At 64.9% G+C, this 13,321-nt stretch carries 10 protein-coding genes; 6 read left to right on the plus strand and 4 right to left on the minus strand.

Annotated elements, in window-relative coordinates; genetic code table 11:
* Positions 1–20 precede the first annotated feature (20 nt).
* The gene (locus E4K65_RS16420; RefSeq protein WP_135175066.1) at positions 21–1,343 is read left to right on the plus strand and encodes an ActS/PrrB/RegB family redox-sensitive histidine kinase; all 1,323 of its coding nucleotides are present in this window, start codon (positions 21–23) and stop codon (positions 1,341–1,343) included.
* Positions 1,344–1,446: 103 nt separating this feature from the next.
* The gene (locus E4K65_RS16425; protein WP_008141807.1) at positions 1,447–2,001 is read left to right on the plus strand and encodes an ActR/PrrA/RegA family redox response regulator transcription factor; all 555 of its coding nucleotides are present in this window, start codon (positions 1,447–1,449) and stop codon (positions 1,999–2,001) included.
* Positions 2,002–2,097: 96 nt separating this feature from the next.
* Here E4K65_RS16425 and E4K65_RS16430 read toward each other — a convergent pair whose 3' ends face one another.
* Complete coding sequence (locus E4K65_RS16430; protein WP_092186190.1) at positions 2,098–2,589, minus strand: MmcB family DNA repair protein; 492 nt, start codon at positions 2,587–2,589, stop codon at positions 2,098–2,100.
* Positions 2,590–2,781: 192 nt separating this feature from the next.
* Between E4K65_RS16430 and E4K65_RS16435 the strand changes: the two genes are divergently transcribed.
* Positions 2,782–4,482 (plus strand): alpha-amylase family protein, encoded by a 1,701-nt coding sequence (locus tag E4K65_RS16435; protein ID WP_135175068.1) that lies wholly within the window; start codon positions 2,782–2,784, stop codon positions 4,480–4,482.
* A gap of 168 nt (positions 4,483–4,650) precedes the next feature.
* Here the strand turns inward: E4K65_RS16435 and E4K65_RS16440 are convergent, their stop codons facing one another.
* On the minus strand, positions 4,651–6,252 hold the full coding sequence (locus E4K65_RS16440) for an alpha-amylase family glycosyl hydrolase (RefSeq protein WP_135175069.1): 1,602 nt from the start codon (positions 6,250–6,252) through the stop codon (positions 4,651–4,653).
* A gap of 171 nt (positions 6,253–6,423) precedes the next feature.
* On the opposite strand from E4K65_RS16440, the gene E4K65_RS16445 reads away from it, so the two are divergent.
* Positions 6,424–7,116 carry an MBL fold metallo-hydrolase gene (locus E4K65_RS16445; RefSeq protein WP_135175070.1) on the plus strand — a complete coding sequence of 231 codons (693 nt, stop codon included), beginning with the start codon at positions 6,424–6,426 and terminating at the stop codon, positions 7,114–7,116.
* A gap of 204 nt (positions 7,117–7,320) precedes the next feature.
* Here the strand turns inward: E4K65_RS16445 and E4K65_RS16455 are convergent, their stop codons facing one another.
* Both E4K65_RS16455 and E4K65_RS16460 read right to left on the minus strand, forming a co-directional pair.
* Positions 7,321–8,481: an extracellular catalytic domain type 1 short-chain-length polyhydroxyalkanoate depolymerase gene (locus E4K65_RS16455; RefSeq protein WP_167770865.1), complete on the minus strand. Its 1,161-nt coding sequence runs from the start codon at positions 8,479–8,481 to the stop codon at positions 7,321–7,323.
* A gap of 129 nt (positions 8,482–8,610) precedes the next feature.
* Positions 8,611–10,023 (minus strand): MFS transporter, encoded by a 1,413-nt coding sequence (locus E4K65_RS16460; protein WP_135175206.1) that lies wholly within the window; start codon positions 10,021–10,023, stop codon positions 8,611–8,613.
* A gap of 148 nt (positions 10,024–10,171) precedes the next feature.
* Here E4K65_RS16460 and sthA point away from each other — a divergent pair, with 148 nt between their 5' ends.
* Positions 10,172–11,563 carry a Si-specific NAD(P)(+) transhydrogenase gene (gene sthA, locus E4K65_RS16465; protein ID WP_135175071.1) on the plus strand — a complete coding sequence of 464 codons (1,392 nt, stop codon included), beginning with the start codon at positions 10,172–10,174 and terminating at the stop codon, positions 11,561–11,563.
* Between the two features lie 416 nt (positions 11,564–11,979).
* Entirely contained in the window at positions 11,980–13,215 is a 1,236-nt protein-coding gene (locus E4K65_RS16475; RefSeq protein WP_135175073.1) for an LLM class flavin-dependent oxidoreductase, read from the plus strand.
* The last annotated feature ends 106 nt before the right edge of the window (positions 13,216–13,321 follow it).

Raw genomic sequence — 13,321 nt, forward strand, 5'->3', positions numbered from 1 at the left:
GCACCGCCACATTGGCCGACATGACCGAAATTGCCGCTTCCGACTTTCGTCCCGCGCAGCGGCATATCCGCCTGGACACCATCCTGCGGCTGCGCTGGCTCGCGGTGCTGGGCCAGCTCGCCGCGATCTTCATCGTAGCGCAGGGGCTGGAGTTCAATGTCGAGATCGTCCCCTGCGTCAGCATCATCGCCCTGTCGGCCGCGCTCAATCTGGGGCTCCAGGCCGTCTCCAATCCGCTGCAGCGGCTGGAGCCGATACAGGCGGCCGGACTGCTCGCGCTGAACATCGTGGAGCTGGCCGGACTCTTGTTCTTCACCGGCGGGCTCCAGAATCCGTTCTCGTTCCTGTTCCTCGCGCCGGTGCTGATCTCGGCGACCGCACTGCCGGCCCGCTTCACCTTCGGGCTTGGCGTGCTGGCGGTCGCCTGCGCCTCGGTGCTGTTCTTCTTCCACCTGCCGCTGCCCTGGGATTCCGACGATCCGCTGGTACTGCCGCCGATCTATCTCGTCGGCGTCTGGCTCTCGATCGTGCTCGCGATCGGGGTCACCAGCCTCTACTCGTTCCAGGTGACCGAGGAGGCGCGCAAGCTTGCGGATGCGCTGGCCGCGACCGAGCTGGTGCTGACGCGCGAGCAGCACCTGACCCAGCTCGACGGCCTCGCCGCCGCGGCCGCGCACGAGCTCGGCACGCCGCTTGCGACCATCTTCCTGATCTCGCGCGAGCTGGAAAAGACGGTGAAGGACCCGGACTTTGCCGCCGATCTGAAAACCCTGCGCGAGCAGACCCAGCGTTGCCGCGACATCCTCAGCAAGATCACCCAGCTCTCCTCCACCGGTGCGCCGTTCGACCGCATGAAGCTGTCGGAGTTGATCGAGGAGGTGGTGGCCCCGCATCGCGATTTCGGCGTCGACATCAAGGTGCGGATCGCGGTGGCCGCCTTCGCCGAGCCGGTCGGCTCGCGCAACCCCGCGATCCTCTACGGCGTCGGCAACATCGTCGAGAACGCAGTCGATTTCGCCCGCACCGCCGTCGAGGTGAACGCCTGGTGGAACAAGGACACGATCGAGCTGCTGATCTCCGACGACGGCCCCGGCATTCCGCCCGATATCCTCAACCGGATCGGCGAGCCCTATCTGTCGCGGCGGCGCACCCAGGATGATGCCGTTGGCGAACGGCGCGGGCTCGGATTGGGCGTGTTCATCGCGCGCACCCTGCTCGAACGCACCGGCGCCAAGGTCTCGTTTACCAACCGGATCTTCCCGGAACACGGAGCGGTGGTCCAGATCACGTGGCCGCGACAGCGTTTTGAGGCTATCGAGACGCTTGAAGAAACAATAGGATAGGGCGCGACCTTGCGTCGCACAGAGGGCCCGATCGACCATTGGCGGCCTTGGCGCCGGCCGATTGCGAGGCCATATGTGGACGCGCAGGAGAGAGGACCAAACCTTGAACGCAATCGCCGAACTGAACGAACAGACCGACCGCTCGCTTCTCATCGTGGAGGACGACAAGCCGTTTCTGGAGCGGCTGTCGCGCGCCATGGAGACCCGCGGGTTCGCGGTGACGTCGTGTGACACCGTCTCGGACGGTCTTGCGCAGATTGGCAAGGCGGCGCCGGCCTTCGCGGTGGTCGACTTGCGACTCGGTGACGGCAACGGCCTCGACGTGGTCTCCGCGCTGAAGAAGAAACGCCCGGATGCACGCGCGATCGTGCTGACCGGCTATGGCAACATCGCCACCGCGGTGACCGCGGTGAAGATGGGCGCGATCGATTATCTCTCCAAGCCCGCGGACGCCGACGACGTCGTCGCCGCGCTGCTGTCGACCAGCGCAGAGAAATCCGAGCTGCCGACCAACCCGATGTCCGCGGACCGCGTCCGCTGGGAACACATCCAGCGCATCTACGAAATGTGCAACCGCAACGTCTCGGAAACGGCGCGGCGGCTGAACATGCACCGCCGCACGTTGCAGCGCATTTTGGCCAAGCGCGCGCCGAGGTAAGTTTCGTAGGGTGGATTAGCCGAAGGCGTAATCCACCTTTTCTCGTGCGGCAGAAGTGGTGGGTTACGTTACGCTACGCTAACCCACCCTACGCATTCACTCCCAGAAATCCGCGTGCCCCTGCGGATCGACCAGCCGGTTGATCCGCAGCGCCGCTGCCATCGCAAAGCGCACCGTCATCTGCTTGCGCGTGGCGGCCGCGATCTTGTGCTCGGGCGCCTCGCAATGCAGATGCGCACCGTAGGCGTCGGCGATGATCAGGCCGGTGTCTTGCGGAAAGATCTCGCACGGCAGATCCTGCGTGAAGGCGAAGAACAGCCGGTCGCAATGGGCACGGTACTCGTGCCATTTCTGATCGGCGCGCAGATCCTCCACCGACGACTTGATCTCGACGATCCAGATCTCGCCGCGCTCGTTCAGCGCCACCAGATCGGCACGCCGGCCCGAGGGCAGCGGCAATTCGCTGATGCAGGAGAAACCAAGCGAGCGCAGCAGCCGCGCCGTGCCACGCGCGATCGCCAGCGCCGTCTCGGATTGACGGCGGTCCGGCGGCGGCACGAGGGCGATGTTGCGGGCGCTGCTGTCCATGGGGGGAGTTTAGCCGATTCCCGTGGGGTTCACACTGCTTGATAGCGCGAGCTGTGGCCTCACTCTCCGCCGTCGTCCCGGCCTAGTGCGCAATTGCGCACGGGGGCCGGGACGACACTCGGGAACCTCCCCTCCCCCTCGCACTTATCACGCAGCCGCCGCACCTCGGCGGAGCATCGAGGCCGCTCGCGCATGATCGACGATCTCTGGTACAAGAACGGCGTGATCTACTGCCTCTCGGTCGGCACCTACATGGATGCCGACGGCGACGGCGTCGGTGATTTCAAGGGCCTGCTACGGCGGCTCGACTATCTGCACGGCCTCGGCATCACCACGATCTGGCTGATGCCGTTCCAGACTTCGCCGGGCCGTGACGACGGCTACGACATCGCCGATTATTACAGCGTCGATTCCCGCTACGGCACGCTCGGCGACTTCGTCGAGTTCGCCCATGGCTGCAAGCAGCGCGGCATCCGCATCATCATCGACCTCGTCGTCAACCACACCTCGGACCAGCATCACTGGTTCAAGGAAGCGCGGCGCGACAGGAATTCCCCCTATCGCGACTGGTATGTCTGGTCCGACACGAAGCCGGCCAATGCCAACAAGGGGATGGTGTTTCCCGGCGTGCAGAAATCGACCTGGACGCGCGACAAGGACGCCGGCGCCTGGTATTTCCATCGCTTCTACGATTTCCAGCCCGACCTCAACACCTCGAACCCGCACGTGCAGGCCGAGATCCTGAAGATCATGGGCTTCTGGATCCAGCTCGGCGTCTCCGGCTTCCGCATGGACGCCGTGCCCTTCGTGATCGCGACCAAGGGCGCCAAGGTGAAGAAGCCGGTCGAGCAATACGACATGCTGCGCGCGTTCCGCGAGTTCCTGCAATGGCGCCAGGGCGACGCCATCATCCTCGCCGAGGCCAATGTGCTGCCGGAAACCGACATGAACTATTTCGGCCGCGATGCCGACCGCATGCACATGATGTTCAACTTCCACGTCAACCAGCACCTGTTCTATGCGCTGGCATCCGGCGACTCGCGTCCGCTGGCAAAGGCGCTGAAGGCGACCAGGCCGCGGCCGGCCTCGGCGCAATGGGGCCTGTTCCTGCGCAATCACGACGAGCTCGATCTCGGGCGATTGACCCCGGCGCAGCGCGACACCGTGTTCAAAAGCTTCGGCCCCGACAAGGACATGCAGCTCTACGACCGCGGCATCCGCCGCCGCCTCGCGCCGATGCTGGGCGGCGACCGCAGGCGGCTCGAGCTTGCCTACAGCCTGATGTGCACGCTGCCGGGAACGCCCGTGATCCGCTATGGCGACGAGATCGGGATGGGCGACGATCTCTCATTGCCGGAGCGCAATTGCGCGCGCACGCCGATGCAATGGTCGACCGAGCCGCATGGCGGCTTCACCAAGAACGACAAGCCGGCGTGTCCCATCATCGACAAGGGCCCTTACGGCTTTCCGCACGTCAACGTCGCCAAGCAGCGACGCGATGCCAATTCCATGCTGAACTGGACCGAACGCATCGTCCGCATGCGCAAGGAGGTGCCCGAGATCGGCTGGGGCGATTTCGCCATCATTGCGACGCGCGATCCCGCCGTCTTCATCATGCGCTACGACTGGCGCAACAATTCCGTGCTGTTGGTGCACAATCTCGATGAGAAGCCACGCGAGATCGCGTTTTCAACGGGGTTGCCCGATGATGCCGGCGCGCACCTGATCAATCTGCTCGCGGAAGACCACAGCCACGCCGACAAGCGCGGCCAGCACCGTGTCGTGCTGGAGCCCTATGGCTATCGCTGGTACCGGGTCGGCGGGCTGGATTATTTACTGAAGCGGAGTGATATCGACGAGAATACAGCGCGGGGCAACAAGCATCCGGGATGACGTGGCCGTGCGCACCGCTGTCGCACTCTCCGCTGTCGTCCCCGCGAAGGTGGGGACCCATAGCCACAGGGAAGAGTGTGGCACGAACTGGTAACTCCGAGTCTTCGCAAAACCGCTCCCTGTGGCTATGGGTCCCGGGCTCGCGCTTCGCGCGCCCCGGGACGACGGTTAGGCGGGAGGCGCGACGATCACCCCCTCATTCCCCCGCAAGTCCAGCACCCCTTCCAGCCGCTCGCCCTCACGATCCAGAAACGTCGACAGCAGGATCTCACTGCCGAAGCGGATCGCGCTGGTGGTGACGGCGATCGGATCGGGACCGAGATTGAGCGCCACGATCACCACCCTGCCCTCGGCCTCGCGGCGGTAGATCAAGAGATCGCCCTGCGCCGCGATCGGATGATAGCTGCCCGCCAACAGGGGCGGGCTGCTCTTTCGCAGCACGATGAGCCGCTTGTTCAGGCTGAGGATCGAGCGCGTGTCGGCTTCGAGATTGACGACGTTCTCGTGGATATGATCCTCGGGCAGCGGCAGCCACGGCCGGACGTCCGAGAAGCCGGCGAAGTTCGAGGAATCCCACTGCATCGGCGTGCGGCAGCCGTCGCGGCCGACGCCGATGCCGGGCACGTTCTTCTCGAAGGGATCGCGCACGTCCTCGGGCGCGATCGCGAGCTGGTGCATGCCGATCTCGTCGCCGTAGTAGAGCGTCGGCGTGCCGCGCAGCGTCAGCAGCAGCATGGCGGCGACGCGGGCCTGCTCCGGCCCGACGCGGCTAGCGACGCGCGGACGGTCGTGATTGCCGAGCACCCAGTTCGGCCAGGCGCCTTTCGGCAGCGCCTTCTCATAATCGTCGATGATCTTCTCGATCGAGCGCGCGCTCCAGAAGGTCGAGAGCAGCGCGAAGTTGAACGGCATCTGCGCGCCGGTGAGATCGTTGCCGTAATAGGCCATCAGCCGGTGCAGCGGCAGATAGATCTCGCCGATCAGCACGCGGGCGCGATACGCATCGGTGACGCGCCGCATCTCGGCGATGACGTCATGCACCTCCGGCTGGTCGGTGGAATATTGCGTCATGATCCTTTCGTGCGCCGGCCGGCCCTCGACATAATGCGGGTTCGGCGGATTGTCGCGGAACTCGGCGTCCTTGATCAGGTGCCAGATCACGTCGACGCGAAAGCCGTCGACGCCCTTCTCCAGCCAGAACCGCATCACGTCGTAGATCGCGGCGCGGACATCCGGGTTGCGCCAGTTGAGGTCCGGCTGCTGGGCGAGGAAGGCGTGGTAGTAATATTGACCTGTCGTCTCGTCGAACTGCCACGCGCTGCCGCCGAACTCGGACACCCAGTTGTTCGGCGCGCCGCCATCGGGTGCCGGATCGCGCCAGACGTACCAGTCACGCCTGGGATTGTCGCGCGAGGACCGGCTCTCGACAAACCAGGGATGCTGGTCCGAGGTGTGGTTGGGCACGAGGTCGAGGATCAGCTTCAGACCGTTCTCGTGCGCGGCAGTGAGCAGCGCGTCGAAATCCGCCATCGTGCCAAACAGCGGATCGATGCCGGTATAGTCGGAGATGTCGTAGCCGAAATCGGCCATCGGCGAAGAGAAGATCGGCGACAGCCAGATCGCGTCGACGCCGAGCGACTTTACATAAGGCAGCCGCCGCAAGATGCCGGCGAGATCGCCGACGCCGTCACCGTCGCTGTCCTGAAAAGAGCGCGGATAGACCTGATAGAAGATGCCGTCGCGCCACCAATTCACCTCGCCCTGCGCCATGTCGGAGAACCCACCTGAAAACTGCCTCGCGCGAGAGAACGCGGAAGCAACGCCCCCGGTTCAAACCAGCAGGCGAATTGGGACGGCCGTGTGACGGTCGACGCGGCCGTTCCGGGCCCGGGCCACGAATCTTTTGCTTGGCGGCATGGCAAAAATCGGCATTGTGGCGCCATGACCGAGCAAAATGACACCCAAGGATCCTCGCAAGAGTCCTCGCAAGCCAAGGCCGGCGCGATCATCGTCCCCGTGACGCTGTTCGAGCAGAACTGCACCATCATCTGGGACGAGCCCGGCAAGAAGGCCGTGGTGATCGATCCCGGCGGCGACGTGCCGAAGATTTTGGACGCGATCAAGCAGACCGGCGTCACCGTGGAGAAGATCTGGCTGACCCACGGCCATATCGACCATGTCGGCGGCGCCGCGGAGTTACGCGATGCGCTGAAGGTGCCGATCGAGGGTCCGCATAAAGCCGACAAGTTCCTGCTCGACAATGTGGTGGAGAGCGGCGCGCGCTTCGGCATGACCGGCGTGCGCAATTTCGCGCCGGACCGCTGGTTGGAGGAGGGCGACACCGTGTCGATCGGCGGCTTGCAGTTCGACATTCTGCACTGCCCCGGCCATTCGCCCGGCAGCGTGGTGTTCTTCAACAAGGAATTACGATTTGCCCATGTCGGCGACGTGCTGTTCGCAGGCTCGGTCGGCCGCACCGACCTGCCCGGCGGCAGTCACGCGACGCTGATCGACTCGATTAAGACCAAGCTGCTGCCGCTCGGCGACGACGTCGGCTTCATCTGCGGCCATGGCGCAGGCTCGAGCATCGGCCAGGAGCGGATGACCAATCCGTTCATCACCGGCGAGATGTAGGTTCTATTCAGCGATGCGCCGGCGTCGCCACAAACTCTGCTGTCATGCCGGACAGGCGTTAGCGCAGATCCGGGCCCCATAGCCGCAGGGAGATGTGGTTACGGGGACTCGGCGTTGCGCCTTCGCGCCAAACTTTGTCCTGTGGCTATGGGTCCCGGATCGGCGCGCGCTTGAGGCGCGCTTGTCCGGGACGACGGCTGGGGTTTACTTCATCAACCCCGCGGCGGTCAGCGCGCGCGTGATGATCTGGCCGAGGTCGAAGCCGCGGGCGTCCTCGCGCTTCGGCTCGGCCGGTTCGGCGACAGCAGCGCGGATCGAGCGGGCCAGATGCGGCGCGGGCGTCAGCGCCGGCTTTGCCTCCGCCTTCTTCTTCGCCGCGTCCGGAATCCAGCCGGTCAGGCCGAAGAACTTTGCGATGTGATAGGACGAGGAGATGCCGGCCTCGATCAGGAACGCGCCCTCGACGCCATAGCGCTGGTCGTTGTCGGCTAGCCCAAGCGGCGTGCCATGCGCCATGTCGGTGATGGCATAGGACTCGACCAGCGTCTCGCCGTCCTTGTTCCACCAGGCCTGGCGGGGATAGCCGTCGACATGGGTCTCGGCCATCGGCACGTCGGGCAGGTCATGCAGATCGAGCCACTGCTTGACGATCTCGTTGGCATTGCCGGGATTGACGGTGCGGTCGGCACTGCCGTGCCACACCGACATCTTCGGCCAGGGGCCGCGATAATCGGAAGCGTTGCGCACGAGATCGCCGAGCTCGCGCGCGGGACGCGCCGGCGAATGGAACATGCCGTCCAGCGCCTCGCGCAAATTCGAGGCGATGCCATAGGGCAAGCCTGCGATCACCGCGCCGGCCGCGAAGACGTCCGGATAGGTCGCGAGCATCACCGATGTCATGCCGCCGCCGGCGGAGAGGCCGGTGATGAAGACGCGCCGGGAATCGATGCGGTGCGTCTTGACCATATGCGCGATCATCTCGCGGATCGAGCGCGCCTCGCCGCTGTCGCGCGCGGTGTCTTCCGGATTGAACCAGTTGAAGCAGGTGTTGCCGTTGTTGACGCGCTGCTGCTCGGGCATCAACAGCGCGAAGCCGTAGTGCCGTGCGAGCGTCGACCAGCCCGCGCCGAGATCGTAAGCAGCCGCGGTCTGACCGCAGCCATGCAGCACGACGACGAGCGCGCGCGGCATCTGCAGCTGCGCCGGCGCGAACGCGAACATGCGAAGATTGCCGGGATTGTCACCGAAGTCCGTGACTTCCGACATCGGACTGGACGCATCCGCGCTGCGGCCGAAGTCGGCAAAGCGCAGACCGTCCACCTTTGGCAGACGTCTCAAGAGATCGACATTTCTGGCGAGGGACACGGCAACTCCTGGCAGGCGACATTCAACGTTCAGCCAAACCAGATAGTTGCTGCACTGCAAAATGAAAAGTGTGTGTGCTGTCAATTACCAGAAATTCACGGAGAATCCGCACGCATTAACCGCAATGCCTCAACTTCGTGCAGATGCGCGGCGCATCCACGCCAGAAATGCGGCGCAGATCATGATTAATGTCACAAACAGCGCGAGCGAGACGAGAAATCCTGCGCGCGATGATTGCAATGATTCGATCGCGAAGAATATCGCGCCGATTGCGGCCACTCCGGCCGCATTTCCGATCTGCGCAATGGTGCCGTACATGCCGGACGCCGAGCCTGCGGCGACGGGCTTCACGGTCGAGAGCACCGCGCCGGACAGCGGCGCCATCACCAGGCCCTGACCGTAGCCGAAGATGATCAAGGTGAGCGCAAGCCCGATCGGCGTCGGCGCGTCGACATAGACTGCGACAAGCGCAAGCGCGGCGAGGCCGGCGATCTGAAGCGCGCATCCCTCGATCAACACCTTGGTGCCGCGATGGCGCGCCCGCGCGCCGCTGTGACGCGAGGCCACGACGAAGGCGAGCGCAAGCGGAACGAAGACCATGCCGGCTTCGAGCGGCGGAATCTTCAGGCCGCGCTGCATGAACAGCGTCATGACGAGGTAGAACGAGAGATTGGCAAGGAAGAAAAAGAACGCGGCGCCGAGACCGCGCAGGAACGCCGCATCCGCCAGCAGCGTGAGGTCAATCAGCGGCATGCCGCCGGCGCGCCCGACCGCGTGCTCGAGGTTCAGGAACGCCGCGAGGATCACAGCGCCGATCGCCATCACCGCCCACAGCGACGGCGCCCAGCCGACATCGTGGCCGAACAGCAGCGGACCGATCAGGCACAACAGCCCTGCGAACAGCACCACACTGCCCTTGATGTCGAGCCTTGTACCGGCCCGGCGCGGCACCGACGGCATGATGCGCGAGGCGGCACCGGCGATGAGGAGACCACAGGGCACGTTGACGAAGAACACCGAGCGCCAGCCGGTGCCGGCGAGATCGAGCGTGACGAGAAGACCGCCGAGCATGAAGCCCGCGGCGCCCGCAAGCCCGAGCACGATGCCGTAGACGGCGAAGGCCCGGTTGCGCTGTTCGTCGGTGAACAACAGATGCAGCGTCGCCAGCACCTGCGGCACCATCAGCGCGGCGGTGGCGCCCTGCGCCAGCCGCGCGACGATCAGCTCCGTGCCTGATTGCGCCAGCCCGCACCACAGCGAGGTCAGGGTGAAGCCGAGCACACCGGCCAGGAACACGTTCTTGGTGCCGTGGACGTCGCCGAGGCGGCCGCCGGTGACGACCAGCGTGGCATAGGCGATCAGATAGATCGCGATGACGGATTCGATCTGCGCCGGCGTTGCGTGCAGATCGATGGCGATGGTCGGAATGGCGACGTTGACCACGAAAGCGTCGACGCCGAACATGAACTGGGCGGCGACGACGATGGCGAGAACCCACCAGCGGCGCGACGAATCGATCTGCTTTGTGACGGTTTGATGCATCGGCGCGCGGCCCTTCGGGAATTTATTTACGCGCGATGCTCCCAGATCGGCGTCATCGGTGCGATTACCTCCGAGGTAGGACCTGCCGCCTTGGCCCGATTGCTGCATGTCGGTTCCCGCTGGTCCCGTGGGGTTCGGAAGTCTTCCGATGTACGACTACGACATGGTGGTGATCGGCTCGGGCCCGTCGGGGCGCCGGGCCGCGGTGCAATGCGCCAAGCTCGGCAAGGCCGTGTTGGTGGTGGAGAAGGGCCGGCGGGTCGGCGGCGTCTCCGTCCACACCGGCACCATTCCCTCCAAGACCCTGCGCGAGACCGTGCTCAATTTGTCCGGCTGGCGCGAGCGCGGCTTCTACGGCCGCTCCTACCGGGTGAAGCAGGACATCGCGGCCAGCGACCTGATGACCCGGCTGCAGAAGACGCTCGACCACGAGGTCGAGGTTCTCGAGCATCAGTTCAGCCGCAACCTGGTGCGCACCGCCAACGGCGAGGCGCGCTTCGTCGCGCCGCATCAGGTCGAGATCACGAGCGCGATCGGCGAGGTCAAGGTGGTGTCGGCCGCCTTCATCCTGATCGCCTGCGGCACGCGCCCGTTCCGGCCCGACTACGTGCCGTTCGACGGCACCACCGTGCTCGACAGCGACGAGATCATCGAGCTGCCAAAGCTGCCGCGCAGCCTTGCCGTGATCGGCGCCGGCGTGATCGGCGTCGAATATGCCACCATCTTCAGCGCGCTCGACGTGCCCGTGACCCTGATCGAGCCGCGGCCGACCTTCCTCGATTTCATCGACAAGGAGTTGATCGACGAGTTCATGCACGAGCTGCGCGACCGCAATGTCGCGCTGCGGCTCGGCGCCAAGGTCAACGCGATCGAGAAGAATGCGCAGGGCAATATCGTCACGCACTTGTCGGACGGGCGGCACGTCACCACGGAAATGCTGCTGTTCGCCGCCGGCCGGGTCGGCGCCACCGATCGCCTCAACCTCGAGGCGGCAGGCATCGCGGTTGACCATCGCGGGCGCATCACCGTCGATCCCGTGACGTTGCAGACCAGCGTGCCGCACATCTACGCGGCCGGCGACGTCATCGGCTTTCCGAGCCTGGCCTCGACCTCGATGGAGCAGGGCCGCGTCGCAGCCTGCCACGCGCTCGGCATGGAGCCGTTGGCGCCGCCGGAGTTCTTTCCCTACGGCATCTATTCGGTGCCGGAGATCTCGACCGCCGGCCTCACCGAGGAAGAGGTGCGCACGCGCGGCATTCCCTACGAGGTCGGTATCGCCCGCTTCCGCGAGACGTCGCGCGGCCACATCATGGGGCTGAACAGCGGCATGATGAAGATGATCTTCTCCACCAAGACGCGCCGCCTGCTCGGCGTGCACATCCTCGGCGAAGGCGCCACCGAGCTGATCCATATCGGCCAGGCCGTGCTGAACCTCAAAGGCACCATCGACTATTTCATACAGAACACGTTCAACTACCCGACGCTGGCGGAGGCATACAAGATCGCCGGCCTCGATGCGTGGAACAGGATGACAAGGTGATTTCTCTTACCTCTCCCCACTTGCGGGGAGAGGTCGGAATTCAAACGCAGTTTGAATTCCGGGTGAGGGGGAGCCTCCGCGAGTCGTCTGTCCACTGGAACGTCCCCTCTCGACACGTCATTGCGAGCGTAGCGAAGCAATCCAGAATCCCTCCGCGAAACGACTCTGGATTGCTTCGCTGCGCTCGCAATGACGGCGTGGGGCCATCTCGAAAACCCAACGACCTCCGTCCCCGCGGAGACTCCCCCTCACCCCGACCCTCTCCCCGCAAGCGGGGAGAGGGAGAATAGGCATCTCACCTCACTTCATCGCATGCCTGCATTCCGCCGCGCGGGACATCGCGCGATTGCGTTCGTGCCGTCAGGCACGTAGCCTCACCGTCTCAACAAACAGAAAATTCAGCCGGAGAGAACGCCATGGCGCGCCTGAAGTTCGGAGCCTTTCTTGCCCCGCATCACCCGATCGGGGAGCATCCGATGCTCCAGTTCCGGCGCGATCTCGACCTCGTCGAGCAGCTGGATAGCCTCGGCTATGACGAGTTCTGGTGCGGCGAGCATCATTCCTCCGGTTGGGAGATGATCGCCTCGCCGGAGATGTTTTTGGCCGCGGCCGGCGAGCGCACCAAGCGGATCAAGCTCGGCACCGGCGTGGTGTCGCTGCCCTATCACCATCCCTTCAACGTCGCCCAGCGCATGGTGCAGCTCGATCACATGACCGGCGGCCGCGCCATCTTCGGCTCCGGTCCCGGTGCGCTCGCCTCCGACGCGCACACGCTCGGCATCGACCCGATGACGCAACGCGACCGTCAGGACGAGGCGATCGGCGTGATCCGCCGCCTGTTCAACGGCGAACGCGTCACCGCCAGGAGCGACTGGTTCACCATGAACGACGCCGCGCTTCAGCTCCTGCCCTTGCAGGAGGAGATGCCGTTCGTGGTGGCCTCGCAGATCTCGCCCTCCGGGATGACGCTCGCCGGTAAATACGGCATCGGCATCATCTCGCTGGGCTCGATGACGACGCAGGGCCTGATGTCGCTCCAGCAGCAATGGCAGTTCGCCGAGGATGCCGCGAAGAAGCACGGCACCAAGGTCAACCGCGCCGACTGGCGCGTGCTCCTGACCTGGCATGTCGCGGAGACCCGCGAGCAGGCCCGCCGCGAGGCCGGCGCCGGGCTGATGCGCTGGCACAACGAATATAATGTCGGCACGTTGCAGCGGCCGGGCCTCACCGCGTTCGCCTCGCCCGACGATGCCGTGGACAAGACCGCCTTTGTCGAAGGCGCCGCCTCCGTCATCGGCACGCCCGACGATCTCGTGAAAATGATCAAGAACGTGATGCAGGTCTCCGGCGGCGTCGGCGCCGTGATCGGCTTCGTGCACGACTGGGCCAACCCGGAGAACACTCGCCGGAGCTGGGACCTGGTCGCGCGCTACGTGGTGCCGGAGATCAACGGCTATATCGATGGTCTCCGCAGGTCGCAAAAATTCGTGATCGAGAATCGCGCGATTTTCGAGCGCGCGGGCCAGGCCGTGATGGCCAAGATCATGGAGAACGAGAAGGCTGCCGAAGCGCTGAAGGTCACCGGCCCCGGCCGCGTCGCCATTCCCGCCGTCAACGCCCCGGATTTGCAGAAGGAAGCGGCGAAGCGGTAGGCCGCCAAACTGTCTCTAATGGTCGTCCCGGCGAAGGCCGGGACGACGATACTGTGCCGGGCGACTTGCACACAGGACGACTGGCACGTCATCGCATCAGTATTGT

This window comes from Bradyrhizobium niftali (assembly GCF_004571025.1).
In the GTDB taxonomy this organism is placed as follows: Bacteria; Pseudomonadota; Alphaproteobacteria; order Rhizobiales; family Xanthobacteraceae; genus Bradyrhizobium; species Bradyrhizobium niftali.

Excerpts from the sequence above, each read along its gene's own strand:
- E4K65_RS16420 (WP_135175066.1), top strand. The coding sequence starts at position 21 with ATGACCGAAATTGCCGCTTCCGACTTTCGTCCCGCGCAGCGGCATATC.
- E4K65_RS16430 (WP_092186190.1), bottom strand. The coding sequence starts at position 2,589 with ATGGACAGCAGCGCCCGCAACATCGCCCTCGTGCCGCCGCCGGACCGC.
- E4K65_RS16435 (WP_135175068.1), top strand. The coding sequence starts at position 2,782 with ATGATCGACGATCTCTGGTACAAGAACGGCGTGATCTACTGCCTCTCG.
- E4K65_RS16440 (WP_135175069.1), bottom strand. The coding sequence starts at position 6,252 with ATGGCGCAGGGCGAGGTGAATTGGTGGCGCGACGGCATCTTCTATCAG.
- E4K65_RS16445 (WP_135175070.1), top strand. The coding sequence starts at position 6,424 with ATGACCGAGCAAAATGACACCCAAGGATCCTCGCAAGAGTCCTCGCAA.
- E4K65_RS16460 (WP_135175206.1), bottom strand. The coding sequence starts at position 10,023 with ATGCATCAAACCGTCACAAAGCAGATCGATTCGTCGCGCCGCTGGTGG.
- sthA (WP_135175071.1), top strand. The coding sequence starts at position 10,172 with ATGTACGACTACGACATGGTGGTGATCGGCTCGGGCCCGTCGGGGCGC.
- E4K65_RS16475 (WP_135175073.1), top strand. The coding sequence starts at position 11,980 with ATGGCGCGCCTGAAGTTCGGAGCCTTTCTTGCCCCGCATCACCCGATC.